The sequence below is a fragment of the Paraglaciecola mesophila genome (assembly GCF_009906955.1).
GTDB lineage: Bacteria > Pseudomonadota > Gammaproteobacteria > Enterobacterales > Alteromonadaceae > Paraglaciecola > Paraglaciecola mesophila_A.
In genome coordinates this window covers 3,653,634-3,671,999 of record NZ_CP047656.1, presented here as the reverse complement: position 1 = coordinate 3,671,999, position 18,366 = coordinate 3,653,634, and the positions used below count along the sequence as shown (strand labels likewise).

Here is an 18,366-nt window from a genome sequence, read left to right as displayed (position 1 = left end):
AGACGTCTCAAACAAAAAACCCCGCACAAGCGGGGTCTTTTAAACTGTGTAAGATTGCTAATTATTCAGCAACGATACTTACAAATTTACGGTTTTTAGGACCTTTCACTTCAAATTGAACTTTACCGTCTGATAAAGCAAACAAAGTGTGATCTTTGCCGATACCCATGTTGTCACCAGCGTGGAAACGAGTACCACGTTGACGAACAATAATGTTACCTGCTAAAACTGACTCGCCACCGTAACGTTTAACACCTAAACGTTTACTTTCTGAGTCACGACCGTTATTGGTACTACCACCAGCCTTTTTATGTGCCATTAGTTCGAACTCCTACTATTAAGCGCTTATACCAGTGATTTTCACTTCCGTGAACCACTGACGGTGACCCATTTGGGTACGTGAATGCTTGCGTCGACGAAACTTAACAATCTTAACTTTCTCGCCACGACCATGCGTTACAACTTCCGCTGTAACTTTTCCGCCACTAACAAAAGGCGTACCGATCTTAACGTCTTCACCATTGCTCACCATCAAGATATCAGCGAATTCTACTGACTCACCTGGAGCCACTTCGATCTTCTCTAGACGAACGGTTTGGCCTTCAGCCACACGGTGTTGTTTGCCACCACTTTGGAAAACCGCGTACATAATTAACTCCGCTCTGCGCTTAATCATAGCGCTATATATTCAAAAACAGGGCGCGAATTGTACGTGAACCGTCCAGTCGTCGCAAGTACCAAATTCAATTTATTTGCTCAAATATGCAGCAACACATATTCTACGCGTCTTTGCAGGCAATTGTTACATAATGTCTGCTGGATACCCTGTGTAATTTCTGTAAAATCGCACGCTAATTAACACCTTATCTTCAGAGCTGAAAATTAAGTATGGATTTAGACCACATCCTTTCACTCGCTGAGCCAGATATGCTCGCGGTCAATCAACTGATCCAAAAGCAGGTGAATTCAGATGTCTCGCTGATCAATCAACTTGGCTTTTACATCGTTAATAGCGGTGGCAAACGACTAAGGCCTTTATTAACGGTTTTAGCCGCTCGGGCCTTGAATATACAGACAGAGCAACATCATACGTTAGCCGCAATTATTGAATTTATTCATACCGCGACGTTACTGCATGACGATGTCGTCGATGAGTCGACTATGCGCCGAGGGCGCGAAACAGCAAATGAAGTATTTGGTAATCAAGCAAGTGTGTTAGTGGGTGACTTTCTATATACCCGCTCGTTTCAAATGATGGTGACGCTGGACAGCATGCGCGTCATGCAAATTTTGTCCGATGCAACCAATGTGATTGCAGAGGGTGAAGTGCTGCAATTGATGAACTGTAACGATCCTGACACCACAGAAGAAAGTTACATGGAAGTGATTTACAGCAAAACTGCACGCTTATTTGAAGCGGCTACGCTATTAGCTGGTGTACTGACCAAACAAACCAAAGACATTGAAAATGCCATGCAAAACTACGGAAAGTATTTGGGCACAGCCTTTCAACTCGTTGATGACATCATGGATTACGCCTCTGACAGTGAGGATATGGGTAAAAACATGGGTGATGACCTAGCAGAAGGTAAACCTACCTTGCCGCTTTTGTACGCAATGTGGCATGGCAATGAACAACAAGCGGCAATGATACGAGAAGCCATTGAGTCAGGTAATGGCATGGATAATCTAACGTTAATTTTAGAAGCGATGGAGCAAACCAACGCCTTGGGTTACACCAAGCAAAAAGCGTTAACAGCCTCTCAACAAGCGGTCGACGCATTGGCGCCCATTCCTGAATCACACTACAAGCAAGCCTTAATTGGCTTAGCTCACATTGCAGTAGAGCGGGTGGCCTAGCCTCCCCTTTTGTAAATATTTTAAAAATTTTCCGTGCCTATTCTCCTCTTTCATACTGTAAATTAGTCTAATAACGCTTTCAGAAATGCCCCCAAAACCCCAATAGGGACAGGGAATTTGCTCCAAATGTGAAGTTTTCGATACATACGATAATCCATAATAGATTGTAAGCCGATATGTATTGATTTATATTCCGTTACAGTTCAACTCACTATTGAACAATAAAAATCGTAAAAAAAACGATTGGTATTAATAAAATCACGGGGATTTACATGTTCACTAAAACCGAATTGGCGAAGTCAATTAGACTCGCTGTCTCTCTCGGTGCGCTTTCGGCCGCATCATTTTCTACTTTAACGACAGCACAGGAAACCCCTGCCGCTGAAGGCGAGGCTCTTGAGAAAATATCAGTAACCGGCTCACGTATTGCACGTGCCGAGCTTTCTTCACCCGCTCCAGTTATCTCTTTAAGTTCAGAAGAAATTGCCCGCTTTGGTACACCAGACTTAGGTAGTATTTTAGCGGAAATTCCAGCTATCGCAGCTAGTTCAAGCTTAATCGGTAACAACAACAGCAACGAAGATGCAGGCTTAAGTGCCCCAGATCTTCGCTCATTGGGTAGAGACCGTACGCTAACCTTGGTTAACGGCATTCGTCACGTTGCCGGTGCACCAGGTTCTTCAGCTATCGATACAGGCGCCATACCTGCTGCCTTGATCGATAAAGTTGAAATCATCACAGGTGGTGCGTCAGCTATTTATGGTTCTGATGCAGTTTCAGGCGTTATCAATATTATCCTTAAAGACGATTTTGAAGGTTTTGAGTTTAATGCCGGTGTTTCCGATAGCACTGAAGGGGTAGGGACCAAGAGCCATAACTTTAGTGTGTTAGCCGGTGCAACCTCAGAAGACGGTAAAGGCAACATTACGTTCTTCGCTGGTAAATCTGACATTCGCGAAGTATTACTAACCGACCTGCAACAACATGATTATGCAGGTACTGTTATCAACCCAGATGATGGCGGTGAAGACGACGGTATTGCTGATAGATTCCGTGTACCTTTCGTCGGTTCAGAAATGATCAACGACTTTGGTGTGATCAACCCATTTGGTGGTGGCCCTCGTATTACGTTTTCACCTGACGGCGTAGGTATGGATCAGGTTGAGCGTATCAATACCAACAGCTTCGCCTTTGGTAACTTTGACCAAGCATACGACACGGTTTTCTTCCCTGATAACTATGAAAACTACACACCCGCCCAAGAGACCGTTACATTAGCCTCTACATTCCGTTATGACTTTAACGATAACGTTCGTATGTACGGTGATGTTAAATACGTTGATAAAGATATTCGTCAGCAGTTTCAGCCGGCTTTCAATTTCGGTGGCTTAAGCATTAACGTTGCAGATAACCCGTTCTTAGATTCTGCTACCAGACAGCGTCTTATTGACGGCGGTCAAGACACTACCGTGCCCTTCTCACGTTTCTTCGGTGATTTAGGTAACCGTTCAGCAGCAAACGATCGTGAATTGTTCCGCGTCGTGGTTGGCTTTGAAGGCGGATTCGAGCTTGGCGAAACAGTATTCGACTATGACGTATTTTACACTCATGGTGAAACCAAAAATACTCGCCGCACACTTAACGATGTAATAGAAGACAACGTTACAGCTGCGCTTGATGCGGTTATCGACCCTGCAACTGGAATGGCTGCATGTCGTAGCCAAGTGCCTAGTGCGCAAGGCGACGATTATGAAGACCCAGCTTCAGTCAATGGCGGAAACTGTGTTGCATTTAATCCGTTCGGTACAGGAAACTTCAGCGCTGAAGCAGCAGATTTTATTTCTGGTGATGTGTTACGTGAAGACGAAATCACCCAAGACGTTTACGGTGCCTCTTTATCATTTGATACAGGCGCATTTTTAGAGCTTCCTGGTGGTGCCATCGGTGTTGCTGTGGGTTATGAGTACCGTGAAGAAACATCAAGCACCATTACGGATGAATTCACTAAAGCAGGCTTTTATTCATCTGCAGCGACGCCTGATTCATTTGGTGGATTCGATGTAGAAGAGTATTTCATCGAAGTCAGTGCGCCATTACTTAGCGATATGTTCTTGATCGAAGAACTCACTGTAGATGCGGCCTATCGTACAGCTGATTACTCTCATGCAGGTAATGCAGATGCATGGCAAGTTGGCTTAGGCTGGGCTCCTATCGAAGACTTGCGTTTCCGCGCGACAGTCAGTGAAGCGGTTCGTGCACCAAACGTTACAGAAGCCTTTAGCCCTGTATCGCCTGGCTTCGCCCGTGTATCTGACCCATGTGATGCAGATAACATCAATGAAGATCCAGATAGAGCGGCGAACTGTTTAGCCCTTGGCATCCCGGCTGGTTTCGAAGCAAACGATAACGTGAGTGTTGATACGCTTTCTGGTGGTAACACTGAACTGTTCTCTGAAACAGCTGAATCGCAAACCATTGGTTTTGTATGGACACCTGCTTTCATTGAGAACTTCTCATTGACTGTGGATTACTACAACATCGAAATTTCTGATGCGATTAACTTAGTTTCAGCGCAAGATGTTGCTGATAACTGTGTTGATGCGACTGGCGGCCCAGATGTTAACTTCTGTGGACAAATTGACCGCGACCCTACCACCAATGATATTGCATTGGTGCGCTCTGGTTATATTAACGCGGCTGGTTTCGACACTGACGGTATCGAAGCGAACATCCGTTACAGAACAGACCTAAGTCAGTTTGATTTACCTGGTGAAGTCAGAATCAATATCTCAGCGACCAAAGTACTTAGCTTAGATGAATTTGAATTTCAAACTCGCCCAGATGAAATCAACGTAGAAGACGGTGAAGTAGGTGATCCAAGCTTACAATGGAGCACGTCTATTGATTACCGTATTGACGACTTAAACGTTAACTGGAGCTCGCGCTTTATTGATAAGAGTGCTTTGTTTGATGTGTCACCTGGCGGCGGTTCACCAGAAGATGCGTCACCTAACTTTATCGATTCAGTGTGGACACACGACTTGTCTGCAGTTTACTACTTGAATGACAACGTTAGCTTCTCTGCTGGTATTCGTAACGTATTTAACGAAGTCCCTTCAGGAAATACCTTTGATGCACTTTATGACCTGATCGGTCGTCGTGCTAATGCTGGTGTTAAAGTTTCTTTCTAAAACTTAGTTAACTCAATGCATCACCTTCGTCCCTGCGTGGGTGGTGCATTTTTGTTTATTGCCTCTATTCTTTTGAAATACTCACTCGACCATTCACGGTTGAAATAGACACCTTCCCTTGACCTTGTCCTGTACTGGTTGCTAGCCAGCTACTTGGGCCATATTTGTCTTTTTGAACTTTGTCATGGGTCAGACGATTAACAATCTTACCACCTGCATGAGCACGAATATCAAACAATGCTGATACGTCCGGAGCAAAATTCAGGTTAATCTCTCCCCCTACAGTTGTTGCCTGTAACTCTCCCCCGTCAGCGAGTGCTAAATCCATACTTAATTCGCCGTTAACGGTTTCTAAATCAGCAAATTTAATTTCCTGCATCGCCAATTTCACATCACCGTTAACCGTTGTCACGCGAAGCGCTTTTGAACGAGAGGTAACCTTGATATCACCATTTACTGACTTATATCTATCTTCCTGCCCATTAGTACTTTGTGAGCGAATATCACCATTAACAGTTTCGATAGTGACATCACCTTCTAATGAATCGGCTTGAATGTCACCATTTACCGATTCCAATTGCAGGCGGCCTGACAGCTTTTGAGCATCGATTTCACCATTCACCGTTTGTGCATTTACGCCACCGTGAATGCCATTTAAGCTGACGTCCGCATTCACAGCGGTATAGTTTATACGGCTCTGGTTGGGGACAAAAATAATCAATTCGTCTTCATCGTCACTCCCCCAGCGGCTGCTGTGCTTTCGGCTATTCTTAACTTTCACCTTTATCAGCACCTCATTACCTTTGCGCTCAAATATAAAGCGTTCGGTACTATCCCCTAGCTGGCCTTGCACTTGTACTTGGGATTTGTTCCAGCCTTGGACTTGTGCCTTGCCGTTGACGTGCTCGATTTCCACATAGCCATTAGGATTCGCTTCAATGCTGCGATCAATTTGTTCGCCAGCAGACACGCTCAGCGCGGCCATTAAACCGATTGCGCTGCATACCCCTTTAAGCACCATTAACTTCATTTTTGACTCCTAGCATTCATATTAGATTTGCGACCACTTAGGTGAATGCACGCGCTCGATTAAATTTATCTGTTGCTGATGCACGCTTTGTAGCATTTTCAGCAACGCCATATTATCTGGTTCATTTAGCAACGCCTTCTTAATCGCCTCGGCGGCATTATCAAGTTCAGCTAATTGTTGTTGCCAATTGTTGGTCAGTGCGTTTTCTCCTTCAAACTGCACTAATAAGGCTTTTTTCTGCTCTTCGTGCTGAGCACTGAGGGCGGCAACTAATTCATCACCGCTTATCATGTCGTCATTTTGTAGTACGCCCTTCCAGCTCACAAGGGCAATAACAGCCACTGTTGCAGCAAGCGCGGCTGCCCGTCCCCAATAAAGACGGTTGCTATTAACTCGAACCTTTTTGTCGCTCAAGTCATGTACGTTGCGAGCCTGATCTTCTTGCTTAACCAGCGCTAGCTCAATACCCGGCCATAAATCGCGCTCAGGTTGCTTATGCTTATCTAGCTTCGCAAGCTTGTCTTGCAAAGCATGTTCAAAATCTGGCTTACGCATAACCCATCCACTCCTCTAATAACTGTTTCGCTCGGTGGAATTGTGCTTTACTCGTTCCAATGGCCATGTTGGTCATTTGGGCAATTTCTTCGTGGCGATACCCTTCAATTGCATGCAGAACAAACACGATTCGCGCGCGTTCAGGCAGACGCAACACATACTTTTCAATATCTACCTCTCCTGCCGAGGCTTCAGCAATATCATTTACCGCGCTTGAGCTTTCTATATTAAGCATGCGCTGTACCCAACCGCGTTGTTTACGAATATACGAAATCGTAATGTGAGACGTGACTGTGTGCAGCCAAGTAGAAAACTTACTTTGTTCGGAATAATCACCAATTTTGCGCCACAATTGGATAAACACCTCTTGTGATGCATCCTCGGCTAATGACTTATCTCCTGTTAGGCGATAACACAGCGCATACACCTGACCGATATATCGATGATATAGCTGGTGATAAGCCTGCCGGTTGCCATTTTTTACCGCTAACAGTAGATGCCGCTCCTCATCGGTGGCAAACTTGTGCTCAGCGGCAACAATGTTTGAATACTCAGTCAATCTTTTGTCTTCGTTAGCTAGGTTACAAAATAAGTCGCAGGTTAACCTACAAAGGTTTAAAGCCGCAAAAAAGAAACCTTAATTTCTCATGAATAAAATCGGAATCCGTATGAAAGTATTAGGCTTATTCGCAGGCAAAGCGCGTCCTATTGGTCCTAAAAACGCGCTCTCTGGCATCGATAAACGCCCTGTCACCTCGGCGAAAGTAGATCACCTAGGTATCACCGATGACATTCAGGTGGATAAACGCTATCACGGTGGCCCGGAGCGCGCACTACATCAATATGCACTGCATGGCTACGAAACCATCATCAAACGCCACCCTCTGCTGCACAAGAAAGCGATTGCTGGCAGTATCGGTGAGAATATCAGTAGCCCAGTGATGAGTGATACTAACGTCAATATTGGCGATATTTATCGTATTGGCGAAATCGAGGTGCAAGTCAGTTCACCGCGTATGCCGTGCTGGAAAATAGAAGAAAAGCTAAATCAAAAAGGATTGGTCCAGTTAATCAATAAGCAACAGATAACCGGATGGTACTATCGAGTGTTACAAGGTGGAGCAATTCGACTAGGAGATGACATCACACTATTGGAACGGCCTAATGAAAATGTGTCTGTGGCATCTTTTGTTCAGCAGCACTTTGACAAAAACACGTCAGCGGATTCACTACGGCAAATGAGCAATGCGATAGGGTTAGACTCACAATGGCGAGAAAAACTACTAGGTCGTATCGATAAATAATAATCGATAGTCAATAAACTGCGGGCATAAAAAAACACCGCTTAGTGCAATGCAACTAAGCGGTGTTTTTAGTATCCAAAAGGCTTAAATTAAGCTTCTTGAATAACAACCAATTTGATTGTAGTGGTAACGTCTGAATGCAACTGTAGGTCGATTTCGAACTCACCAGTTTCACGTAAAGTACCAGTAGGCAATTTAACTTCAGATTTAGCAATCTCAACACCAGCGGCAGTAATAGCTACTGCGATGTCACGAGTACCGATAGATCCGAACAATTTGCCTTCGTCGCCAGCAGGTGCTGCGATAGTCACTTCAGCCAACTCAGCAACTTTTGCTGCGCGAGCTTCAGCCGCTGCAAGCTGTTCAGCAATTTTTGCTTCAAGCTCTGCACGACGTGCTTCAAATTTTTCTACGTTTGCTTTAGTAGCAGGAACCGCTTGTCCTTGAGGGAACAAGTAGTTACGTGCATAACCTGATTTTACAGTGACATTGTCACCCAAGCCGCCCAGGTTAGCGACCTTGTTTAGTAGTATGATTTCCATCTTGCTACCTCTTAATTTCGCTGGGGTTACTTGTGAGAATCAGTATATGGAAGCAATGCTAGGAAGCGCGCGCGCTTGATAGCAGTTGACAACTGACGCTGATACTTAGCGCTAGTTCCAGTGATACGGCTAGGTACGATTTTACCACTTTCAGTGACATAGTTTTTCAACATAGCGATGTCTTTATAATCGATCTGAACAACACCATCAGCTGAGAAACGGCAGAATTTACGACGTCTAAAAAAACGAGCCATTTTTTGTCTCCTTATTCTTTTTCGTCAGAAGCAGTAGCTGCTTCAGGTTCTACAGACTTGTCTTCAGAAGACGGTCTTTCGTCACGCTTTTCACGACGCTCTTCTTTAGCCATAGGCGATTGCTCTGTTTCAGCATCTTTAGTACGCATAACTAGGTTACGCAATACAACGTCATTGAAACGGAAAGCAGTCTCTAGCTCTTCAACGGCTTCAGCAGACGCTTCAGCATTGATAAGTACGTAGTGTGCTTTGTGTAGTTTGTCGATTGGGTAAGCCAATTGACGACGGCCCCAATCTTCCATACGGTGGATTGTGCCACCATTTTGGGTAAGAATTCCGGTATAACGCTCGATCATACCTGGAACTTGTTCACTCTGGTCAGGGTGAACCATGAATACGATTTCGTAATGACGCATCATATTGCTCCTCACGGTTGTAGCCTCGACAGCACAGTCAAACTGTATGGAGACAAGGAACTAAATTAAAGTGACTGTTTTAAGCGGCGCGAATTGTATATAAACTGGTCGGTAGGCACAAGCAATATTTATGCTTATCCCTTATAAAAGTGCGTAGTATAGATGCGCCTCACTCTCGTGAGGCGAGTTTAGCGCGACGCTAATCTGTCGTTGCCGGCCAATAAGGCTAATCATCAATATCTTGTTTGTTTAACCACTCACCTAATTTTTGCATGTCTTGTTCGGCAGCAAACGTCAGTTCTTCTACCCAATCGTGCACATTCTCCCACCAAGCTGGGTGGTCGCCCTGCTGGATTTGGTTAGCAATTTTTTGCACTCTGGCCAAGCCAACCGAGCCTGCAGCCCCTTTTATCTTATGGGCTTGAGAGCACACTTCATCTTTCTCATCAGCGCTCAAACTCAATTGCAGTATTTCTAGGTAAACCGGCATGTTTTCTTCAAACACTTTAACACTGGTGCTGACCATTTCATGACCTATGGTATCCACCAACATCTGCAGCAAGTCTAAATCTAAAATGGCATCAAGCTCTTTATCTGGTTCTTCTTCGTTCGGCTTGTGAGACTCATAAGCGTGCTCACTGAACAGCGAGTTAAATACTTCAATGATACGGCTCTTCTTGACCGGTTTTGCGACAACATCGTCCATTCCACTGTCCAAATACTCTTGACGACGTTTAATAACATTGGCTGTTAAGGCAACAATACTGGTTTGTTCAACCAAACTTTCTTCATGCAGGGTGGCGGCGACATCAAAGCCTGTCATATCCGGCAATTGGATATCAAGCAAGATTAAGTCGTACTGTTTATCCCGTACCATTTTTATCGCTTCGCTGCCTGTCATAGCCACATCAACATGTTGGTCAAGCTTTTCTAGCAATGCTTTGGCAACCATTACATTGAGTTCTATATCTTCCACCAACAAGATATTCAGACCACGTACTTGCAGCTCCTCCACTTGCATAGGGCGTTTGCTAATGGGTAATGGCAATTCCACCGTGAAACAGGTGCCTTTACCGATTTCACTACTGACTTTTATTTCGCCGTTCATCAGTGACACCATTTGTTGGCATATCGCTAAGCCGATACCCGTGCCGGTGGCACTTTGGTGCTCAGGCAAGTTCACTTGGTAATACATAGCAAATATTTTATCGAGTTCGGCTTGAGGAATACCAACACCTGTATCCCCTACGCAGAATTTCACATGGCTAATACCATCACCTGTGGTATGCGCTTCAACGCTTAAGCTGACTTTCCCCTTTTGAGTGAACTTGACTGCGTTGAATAGCAAGTTCCACAAAATCTGCCGCAACCTGGTACCGTCCACTTCGACAAAATCTGGCAGTGGTTCTCTAATCTCGGTATCAAATGCAAGGCCTTTGTCTGCGGCAAGTAGTTTAATAATACTGCTTAGCTCTTCGGTGAAATCTTTAATCGACACGGTTTTTAGCGAAAGCTCGAGTTTATCCCGACCCATGCGATCGATATCGATAATATCGTTAAAGATATTTCCCAGGGTAATACCGCTTGCGTAAATAGTGCTCACCCAAGCGAATTGCTCTTTATCTAATTTGGTATCACGCAGCATACGACTTAAACCTACAATGCCGTTTAACGGAGTGCGCAATTCATGACTAATGGTGGCGATAAATTTGGTTTTATCTTTGCTCGCTTTCGCGACGATATTTTCGGCCTGTTTACGCTCAGTAATATCTCGGCCAAAGGCTAATAGGCCTAAACGCTTATTGTCCTTGTCATAAAAGGGCACTTTGCGCATTTCAAAGTAGCCACGGCGACCATCGGCAAAACGCAGCCAAACTTCTTCGGTAATGCTCACATCATTTTCTAGCACTTCATGATCACTGGCTGCCACTTGGCTCGCTAGCTCTTCTTCCCACACCTCGTGCGGGGTTAAACCAATCAATTCGGCTTCGGTTCGACCGGTCATTTGCTCTGCTAAGCGGTTACAACCGGCAAATTGACCTTCTTCGTTGCGGTAGTATATAAGATCTGGCGAGGCATCAATGATTGAACGCAGCAAGGTAGACAAACGCAGCGCTTGGGCTTCTTTCTCCGCTCTGTCTTTAATTTCATTTTCTAATTCTACGAATACACTTTCACGCTCTTCTTGGGCATTTTTCCGCTGCTCTATTTCGTAGTTAAGTTGCTTAATATTGTTTTGTAGCTCACGGCTAAGCAGAATATCTTCTTCACGTAAACGCTCTAATTGAGTTACTGCTTCGGCTAAATGCCCTCTGGAGCGCTCAAGTTGTTTGACCAACTCACTAAAGAAAAACAATACCCAGGGTGCGCTAACGATGGTCAGAATAATCGCACTCATAAAATCTTCTAACTTCACATCACCTATAATGTAAATACGCAAGAAGTAGGTGCCTGTCATGGTAAAGATGAGGGTCAGAATGACAAATAACACGCTAACACGCAGGGTGCCAAAACGATTAATAAACTGGGCAAATCGAAGGGCCCAAGGTTCTACTGATTCTTGTCGCTGCATGCTATTTTCCGTGCTTAAAAGTGAGGCTATGAGCGCGCCATGCTAGCAAGTTCGAACACAGGGTCAACTGATAATCGCTACTTGAGCTGAGCTTTAAGACATTGTTTGTTTTTCAAACAATTTAGCTAAATATCCTCAACACGCCCGTTTTGGCAGTGTTTCCAAACAGCAAATTATACTTTTTATGCGATTTTTTCTCATAAATATTCACTATCAAACCGAAAAGTCACTGTTTACAAGGGTGAGAATTAACTATTTATTAACACTTGGCGAGAAAAATGCCAGTTATTCCATAGGATATAACCAACTAAATGGATGATTGATAACCGACTGAATTTAAATAACTTTATATAAAAAACCCAACATAAAGTAAGGATTTTTCCAGTAAGTTCAAACTTCTGAATTGATTTATATATTTTAACTCGGTATTTTGTACGGCCTGCTTAGTATAAATATTCGATACTCGACTGGTATCCCCAATAATAAAAACGACAAGAATACATAGCGTGACATGGCGCAATTAGGCCACTTTTTTGTGTGCCAAAGTTATCCCGTGAGCGTTATAGAAAATAGAGCAGTAACCTAAAACACAACCCTGACCAGTCGTCGGTTGAAGGAGTTACGTCAATGAGTTTATATAATCCTAATGATTCCAAAGATAACTGCGGTTTCGGTCTTATCGCCCACACACAAGGCGAAGCCAGCCACAAACTTGTTATCACTGCCATTGAAGGATTGGATCGCATGCAACACCGTGGTGGTATCGCCGCCGACGGTAAAACCGGGGATGGGTGTGGCTTGCTACTTCAAAAACCGGATGCGTTTTTTAAAGAGATAGCCGCCGAAAACGGTTGGAAATTAAGTAAGAAATACGGTGTAGGGGTTATTTTCCTCAATCAGGACGACACCTTAGCGGCTCGTGGCCGTGAAATTTTGAACGAAGAATTAGAGCGTGAAACCCTAAGCGTAGCAGGTTGGCGCGTGGTGCCCACGGATCACTCAGTGTTGGGTGATTTAGCCGCCTCTGGCGTACCGCAAATTGAACAGGTTTTTGTTAATGCACCTTCTGGATGGCGCAAACGAGACCTAGAGCGTCGTTTATTTATGGCCCGTCGCCGTGCTGAAAAGCGCATGAGCGAAGACAGTGAATTCTATATTGCGTGTTTGTCCACGCTAGTGACTGTTTATAAAGGCTTAGTCATGCCAAAAGATTTGCCTAAGTTTTATTTAGACTTAGCCGATGAACGCATGCAATCTGCCATTTGTGTATTCCACCAGCGCTTCTCTACCAATACTTTGCCTAAGTGGCCATTGGCACAGCCATTCCGCTTCTTGGCGCACAATGGTGAAATTAATACTATTCGTGGTAACCGCGATTGGGCACAAGCGCGAAGCAGCAAGTTTGTAACACCACTATTGCCTGATTTAGCAGATGCAGCGCCATTTGTTAACACAGAAGGGTCTGACTCTTCATCGCTAGACAACATGCTTGAGCTGTTCCTCGCTGGTGGCATGGACCTATTCCGCGCGATGCGTTTACTCGTGCCGCCCGCGTATCAAAACAACAGCACCATGGACGACGATCTTCGCGCATTTTATGAGTTTAACTCAATGCATATGGAGCCGTGGGACGGCCCAGCGGGTATCGTTTTAACCAACGGCCGTCATGTGGCTTGTAACCTAGACCGAAACGGTTTGCGCCCAGCGCGTTATGTGATCACCAAAGACGGGTTAATTACCCTTGCTTCTGAAATCGGCATTTGGGATTACAAACCTGAAGACGTGGTAGAAAAAGGTCGCGTTGGTCCAGGTGAAATGCTGGCCGTCGATACTTACAACGGCAAAATCTGGCGTTCGAACGAAATTGATGAAGAGCTTAAAGGCCGTCATCCTTATCGCGAATGGATTGACGAAAACATTCGTCGCTTAAAGCCTGTTGAAGAATGCGATGCGTCATTGATTGGTCAGCGCGTGTTTGACGACAACATGATGGCTACGTACCACAAGTTGTTTGCTTATAGTTACGAAGAGCTTCAGCAAATCGTAAAAGTACTCGCTAAAGATGGCCAAGAAGCCGTTGGCTCGATGGGTGATGATACTCCAATGGCTGTGCTTTCATCAAAGCAGCGTACTATCTATGATTATTTCCGTCAGCAATTTGCTCAGGTAACAAACCCGCCTATCGATCCATTGCGTGAAAACCACGTTATGTCGTTGGCAACCTGTATTGGCCGTGAGCAAAACGTATTTAGCGAAACCTCTGGCTATGCCCATCGCGTATTGTTTGAATCCCCAGTATTAATTTACACCGATTTGAAACAACTGCGTGAATATGACGCAGAGCATTACTATTCAGAAGTGGTCGACTTAAACTACAAGCCAGAAGAAGGCTTGAAAAAAGCCATCTCGCGCATTTGTAATGAAGTAGAGTATTTGGTGAAAACCAAACGCGCTGCTTTTGTTATTTTGTCTGACCGCAACGTAAAATCAAACCGCCTGACTATCCCTGCTGCTATGGCGGTTGGTGCTGTACAACGTCGTTTGATTGATAAATCACTTCGCTGTGATGCCAACATAGTCGTTGAGACTGCGTCAGCCCGCGACCCGCATCATTTTGCTGTGTTACTCGGTCTTGGTGCGACTGCGATTTATCCGTTCTTAGCGTACGAATCTATCGAGCAAATGGCCGACAAAGGTGAGCTAGGCGTGAGCGCAATGCAGGGCGTATTGAACTACCGCAAGGGCATCAATAAAGGTCTGTACAAGATCATGTCGAAGATGGGTATCAGCACAATTGCTAGCTATCGTAGTTCTAAGCTATTTGAAGCCATTGGTATTAATGCCGATGTCACCAAGTTATGCTTCCAAGGTGTGCCAAGTCGTATACAAGGTGCAGGGTTTGACGACTTTGAACAAGACCAAATTAATTTAAGCCGCGTCGCTTGGTTAAAACGTAAACCGATTGATCATGGCGGTTTATTAAAGTACGTGCACGGCGGTGAGTACCATGCTTACAACCCAGACGTGGTCACCAGCTTACAAAAAGCCGTTGTTAGCGGAAAGTACGATGATTATCGCGTGTTCAGCACCTTAGTGAATGAACGTTCACCGAGTCATTTCCGTGATTTGCTTGCCCTTAAGGCTGAAAGCCCAGCCATTGACATCAGTGAAGTAGAACCCGCGGAAAACCTATTCAAGCGTTTCGATACCGCTGCGATGTCAATCGGTGCTCTTAGCCCTGAGGCCCATGAAGCACTCGCTATCGCTATGAACCGTTTAGGTGGAAAATCAAACTCAGGTGAAGGCGGTGAAGATCCAGCGCGTTTCAACACTGAGAAAAACTCAAAGATAAAGCAAGTCGCATCGGGCCGCTTTGGAGTTACGCCGCATTACTTAGTCAATGCAGAAGTGATTCAAATCAAAGTGGCTCAAGGCGCTAAGCCAGGTGAAGGTGGTCAATTACCGGGTGATAAGGTCAACAGCTACATCGCAGAGTTGCGCTTTGCCGTGCCAGGCGTGACCCTTATTTCACCACCGCCTCATCACGATATTTATTCGATTGAAGATTTGGCTCAGCTCATTTTTGACCTGAAACAAGTGAACCCTACGGCGCAAATTTCGGTGAAATTAGTGTCTGAGCCTGGCGTAGGTACCATTGCCACAGGTGTAGCAAAAGCCTATGCCGATTTAATCACTATCTCTGGTTACGACGGCGGCACAGGTGCCAGCCCACTCACTTCGGTCAAATACGCCGGTAGCCCGTTCGAGCTTGGTCTAGCAGAGACTCAGCAAGCATTGGTTGAAAACGGCTTACGCCACAAAGTGCGCGTGCAAACAGATGGCGGCCTCAAAACCGGACTAGATGTGGTCAAGGGTGCCATTTTAGGCGCTGAGAGCTTCGGTTTCGGTACCGGCCCTATGGTTGCGTTAGGTTGTAAATATCTGCGTATCTGTCACTTGAACAACTGTGCGACAGGTGTGGCAACACAAGACGAAAAATTACGGGAAAACTACTTCATTGGGTTACCCGAAATGGTGATGAACTACTTTAAGTTTATCGCTGAAGAAGTGCGCGAAATTATGGCATCTATTGGTGTAACCAAGCTTGATGACTTGATTGGTCGTACTGAATTGCTTGAAGTGTTACCTGGTATAACCGCCAAGCAAAGTCGATTAGATTTAAGCCCCATTTTAGCTAAGCCTAAAGCGGGTGATCACACTAAGTTGTTCTGCTCAGAAATTGCCAATAACCCATTGGATAAAGGCGATTTGAACGTACAAATCTTAAATGATGCGAAAACGGCTATCGACTCACTAACGGGTGTATCGCTGAAATATGATGTACGCAACACTGACCGCTCGGTGGGCGCTATGCTGTCAGGTGCAATTGCTAAAGTGCATGGCAACCAAGGCATGCAAGATGCACCTATCCAAGTGCAGCTTAGCGGTACAGTCGGCCAAAGTTTTGGTGTGTGGAACGCAGGCGGCCTTGAAATGCACCTGATTGGTGATGCCAACGATTATGTTGGTAAAGGCATGACAGGCGGTAAATTAGTGATCAGTAATCCAACCAATATCAGCTTTGACCCACATGCAAGTGCCATTATGGGTAACACCTGTTTGTATGGTGCGACGGGCGGTAAATTGTTCGCGGCCGGTCGTGCTGGCGAGCGCTTTGGTGTGCGTAACTCAGGCGCTGTTGCGGTTGTTGAAGGTACGGGTGATAACGGTTGTGAGTACATGACAGGGGGTATTGTTGCGGTACTTGGCGCTGTTGGTGTTAACTTTGGTGCTGGTATGACAGGTGGCTTTGCTTACATCCTGGACGAATTAGACGATATTGAACATCGCATTAACCCTGAGTTAGTAGAGATTATGGGCATTGAAGACAAGGTTATTTTGTCTGAGCATTTACGCGGCCTTATCAATCAACACTATGAAGAAACAGGCAGCGAGTACGCTATGGGCTTACTTAACAACTTCAATGAAGTGTTGCCTAAATTCCGCTTAATTAAGCCTAAGACCAGTAATGTTAAAAACCTGTTGGGGCACATTAGTCGCTCATCATCAGAACTTAGCATTCAGGCCCAATAAGTAGCAGGACGAGAATCATATGTCTAAAAACGTATATCAATTTGTTGACGTAGAACGTATCGACCCGCCGAAAAAGCCGATCGTTGTGCGTAAAGCAGAATTTGCTGAAATCTATCAGCCATTGACCCAATCACAAACAGAGGGTCAAGCCGACCGTTGTTTAGATTGCGGTAACCCTTATTGTGAATGGAAATGCCCAGTGCATAACTTTATCCCTCAGTGGCTTGAACTCGCCAACCAAGGGAAAATTTTAGAAGCCGCTGAGCTTTCTCACAAAACCAACAGTTTGCCAGAAGTGTGTGGCCGAGTTTGCCCACAAGACCGTTTATGTGAAGGCGCATGTACCCTGAACGACGACTTTGGTGCCGTTACTATTGGCAGTATCGAAAAATACATTACCGACACTGCCTTTCAAATGGGCTGGCGCCCAGACATGTCAGGCGTAGTGGCCACAAACAAGAAAGTCGCTATTGTGGGCGCTGGGCCTGCGGGCCTTGCCTGTGCGGATATTCTCGTACGCAACGGCGTTAAACCCGTTGTGTATGACAAGTACCCAGAAATTGGCGGCTTGCTAACCTTTGGTATTCCGGCCTTTAAGCTTGAGAAAGACGTGATCACCCGTCGTCGTGAAATTTTCACCGAAATGGGCGTTGAGTTTGTCCTCAACACTGAAATCGGCAAAGACATCGACTTTCAAACCTTGCTTGATGAATACGATTCCGTGTTCTTAGGCATGGGCACGTACAAGCCAATGCAAGGCGGCTTTGCGAATGAAGGCGCGCCAGGTGTTTACGAAGCTCTGCCCTTCTTGATTGCCAACATTAACCGTCACCTTAAGTTTGAAAAATCAGCGGATGAGTTCGTTGATATGAAAGGCAAGAAGGTCGTGGTGTTAGGCGGTGGTGATACCACAATGGATTGCGTACGTACTTCTATTCGCCAAGGTGCAACAGATGTTATCTGTGCCTATCGTCGTGACGAAGACAGCATGCCGGGCTCACGCCGCGAAGTGGTTAACGCTAAAGAAGAAGGCGTTGAATTCACCTTTAACGTACAACCTCTAGACATCGAGTTAGACGCCGATGGCAATGCTTGCGGTGTACGCTGCGTGAAAACCGAAATGGGCGAGCCGGATGCAGAAGGGCGTCGTCGTCCGGTTGTTATCGAAGGCTCAGAACATGTCATCGAAGCAGATGCGGTCATTATTGCCTTTGGTTTTCAGCCGAGTCCTGCTGGTTGGTTTGGTGATTACGGTATTATTCTGGATGAAAAAGGCCGCGTACGTGCGCCAGCAAAAGGAAAATACCCGTTCCAAACATCTAACCCTAAGATTTTCTCTGGGGGCGATATGGTACGTGGCTCTGACCTAGTCGTTACTGCTATTTTCGAAGGCCGCGAAGCCGCCGAAGGTATGCTCGACTACATGGGCGTATAAGCGGTTCAACGTCTGCTGACGTATCAAACTAGATAAAAAGGAGCTTAGGCTCCTTTTTTTGTGCCGGTTTTTCGTGGCCGTGACGAAGCGCGATGCCCTAATCACTTTGCCAC

General features: G+C 45.4%; 14 protein-coding genes. 5 read left to right on the top strand and 9 right to left on the bottom strand.

Translation table 11 applies throughout. The features are described 5' to 3' along the window. Positions 1–61: 61 nt before the first annotated feature. A complete protein-coding gene (rpmA, locus tag FX988_RS15725) occupies positions 62–319 on the bottom strand; it encodes a 50S ribosomal protein L27 (protein WP_007985155.1) in 258 nt (85 codons plus the stop codon). A gap of 18 nt (positions 320–337) precedes the next feature. Continuing rightward, the gene (gene rplU / locus FX988_RS15720; protein ID WP_007985153.1) at positions 338–649 is read right to left on the bottom strand and encodes a 50S ribosomal protein L21; all 312 of its coding nucleotides are present in this window, start codon (positions 647–649) and stop codon (positions 338–340) included. A gap of 239 nt (positions 650–888) precedes the next feature. Here rplU and ispB point away from each other — a divergent pair, with 239 nt between their 5' ends. Together ispB and FX988_RS15710 are read left to right on the top strand one after the other, a co-directional pair. Continuing rightward, positions 889–1,860: an octaprenyl diphosphate synthase gene (gene ispB / locus FX988_RS15715; protein WP_160181068.1), complete on the top strand. Its 972-nt coding sequence runs from the start codon at positions 889–891 to the stop codon at positions 1,858–1,860. A 272-nt stretch (positions 1,861–2,132) separates the two neighbouring features. Beyond that, positions 2,133–5,051, top strand: a complete 2,919-nt coding sequence (locus FX988_RS15710; protein WP_160181067.1) for a TonB-dependent receptor domain-containing protein — start codon at positions 2,133–2,135, stop codon at positions 5,049–5,051. 64 nt (positions 5,052–5,115) lie between these two features. Here FX988_RS15710 and FX988_RS15705 read toward each other — a convergent pair whose 3' ends face one another. The 3 genes from FX988_RS15705 to FX988_RS15695 are packed head-to-tail and all read right to left on the bottom strand — an operon-like array spanning position 5,116 to position 7,195. Beyond that, on the bottom strand, positions 5,116–6,081 hold the full coding sequence (locus FX988_RS15705) for a DUF4097 family beta strand repeat-containing protein (RefSeq protein WP_160181066.1): 966 nt from the start codon (positions 6,079–6,081) through the stop codon (positions 5,116–5,118). A 21-nt stretch (positions 6,082–6,102) separates the two neighbouring features. Continuing rightward, positions 6,103–6,636 carry a hypothetical protein gene (locus tag FX988_RS15700; RefSeq protein WP_160181065.1) on the bottom strand — a complete coding sequence of 178 codons (534 nt, stop codon included), beginning with the start codon at positions 6,634–6,636 and terminating at the stop codon, positions 6,103–6,105. After that, entirely contained in the window at positions 6,629–7,195 is a 567-nt protein-coding gene (locus tag FX988_RS15695; RefSeq protein WP_160181064.1) for an RNA polymerase sigma factor, read from the bottom strand. Before FX988_RS15695 ends, FX988_RS15700 begins: the two co-directional genes overlap by 8 nt. 109 nt (positions 7,196–7,304) lie before the next feature. Between FX988_RS15695 and FX988_RS15690 the strand changes: the two genes are divergently transcribed. After that, positions 7,305–7,940 carry an MOSC domain-containing protein gene (locus tag FX988_RS15690; protein WP_160181063.1) on the top strand — a complete coding sequence of 212 codons (636 nt, stop codon included), beginning with the start codon at positions 7,305–7,307 and terminating at the stop codon, positions 7,938–7,940. A gap of 89 nt (positions 7,941–8,029) precedes the next feature. Here the strand turns inward: FX988_RS15690 and rplI are convergent, their stop codons facing one another. The 4 genes from rplI to arcB all read right to left on the bottom strand — a co-directional run bounded on the left by rplI (position 8,030) and on the right by arcB (position 11,724). Continuing rightward, a complete protein-coding gene (gene rplI / locus FX988_RS15685; protein ID WP_160181062.1) occupies positions 8,030–8,482 on the bottom strand; it encodes a 50S ribosomal protein L9 in 453 nt (150 codons plus the stop codon). 26 nt (positions 8,483–8,508) lie between these two features. Then, positions 8,509–8,736 carry a 30S ribosomal protein S18 gene (gene rpsR, locus FX988_RS15680; RefSeq protein WP_006991716.1) on the bottom strand — a complete coding sequence of 76 codons (228 nt, stop codon included), beginning with the start codon at positions 8,734–8,736 and terminating at the stop codon, positions 8,509–8,511. A gap of 11 nt (positions 8,737–8,747) precedes the next feature. Further along, the gene (gene rpsF / locus FX988_RS15675) at positions 8,748–9,152 is read right to left on the bottom strand and encodes a 30S ribosomal protein S6 (protein ID WP_013754721.1); all 405 of its coding nucleotides are present in this window, start codon (positions 9,150–9,152) and stop codon (positions 8,748–8,750) included. Positions 9,153–9,378: 226 nt separating this feature from the next. Beyond that, entirely contained in the window at positions 9,379–11,724 is a 2,346-nt protein-coding gene (gene arcB / locus FX988_RS15670) for an aerobic respiration two-component sensor histidine kinase ArcB (protein ID WP_160181061.1), read from the bottom strand. Between the two features lie 627 nt (positions 11,725–12,351). Here arcB and gltB point away from each other — a divergent pair. Together gltB and FX988_RS15655 are read left to right on the top strand one after the other, a co-directional pair. Then, on the top strand, positions 12,352–16,818 hold the full coding sequence (gene gltB, locus FX988_RS15660; protein ID WP_160181059.1) for a glutamate synthase large subunit: 4,467 nt from the start codon (positions 12,352–12,354) through the stop codon (positions 16,816–16,818). A 19-nt stretch (positions 16,819–16,837) separates the two neighbouring features. After that, a complete protein-coding gene (locus FX988_RS15655) occupies positions 16,838–18,253 on the top strand; it encodes an FAD-dependent oxidoreductase (RefSeq protein ID WP_013754723.1) in 1,416 nt (471 codons plus the stop codon). Positions 18,254–18,366 lie beyond the last annotated feature (113 nt).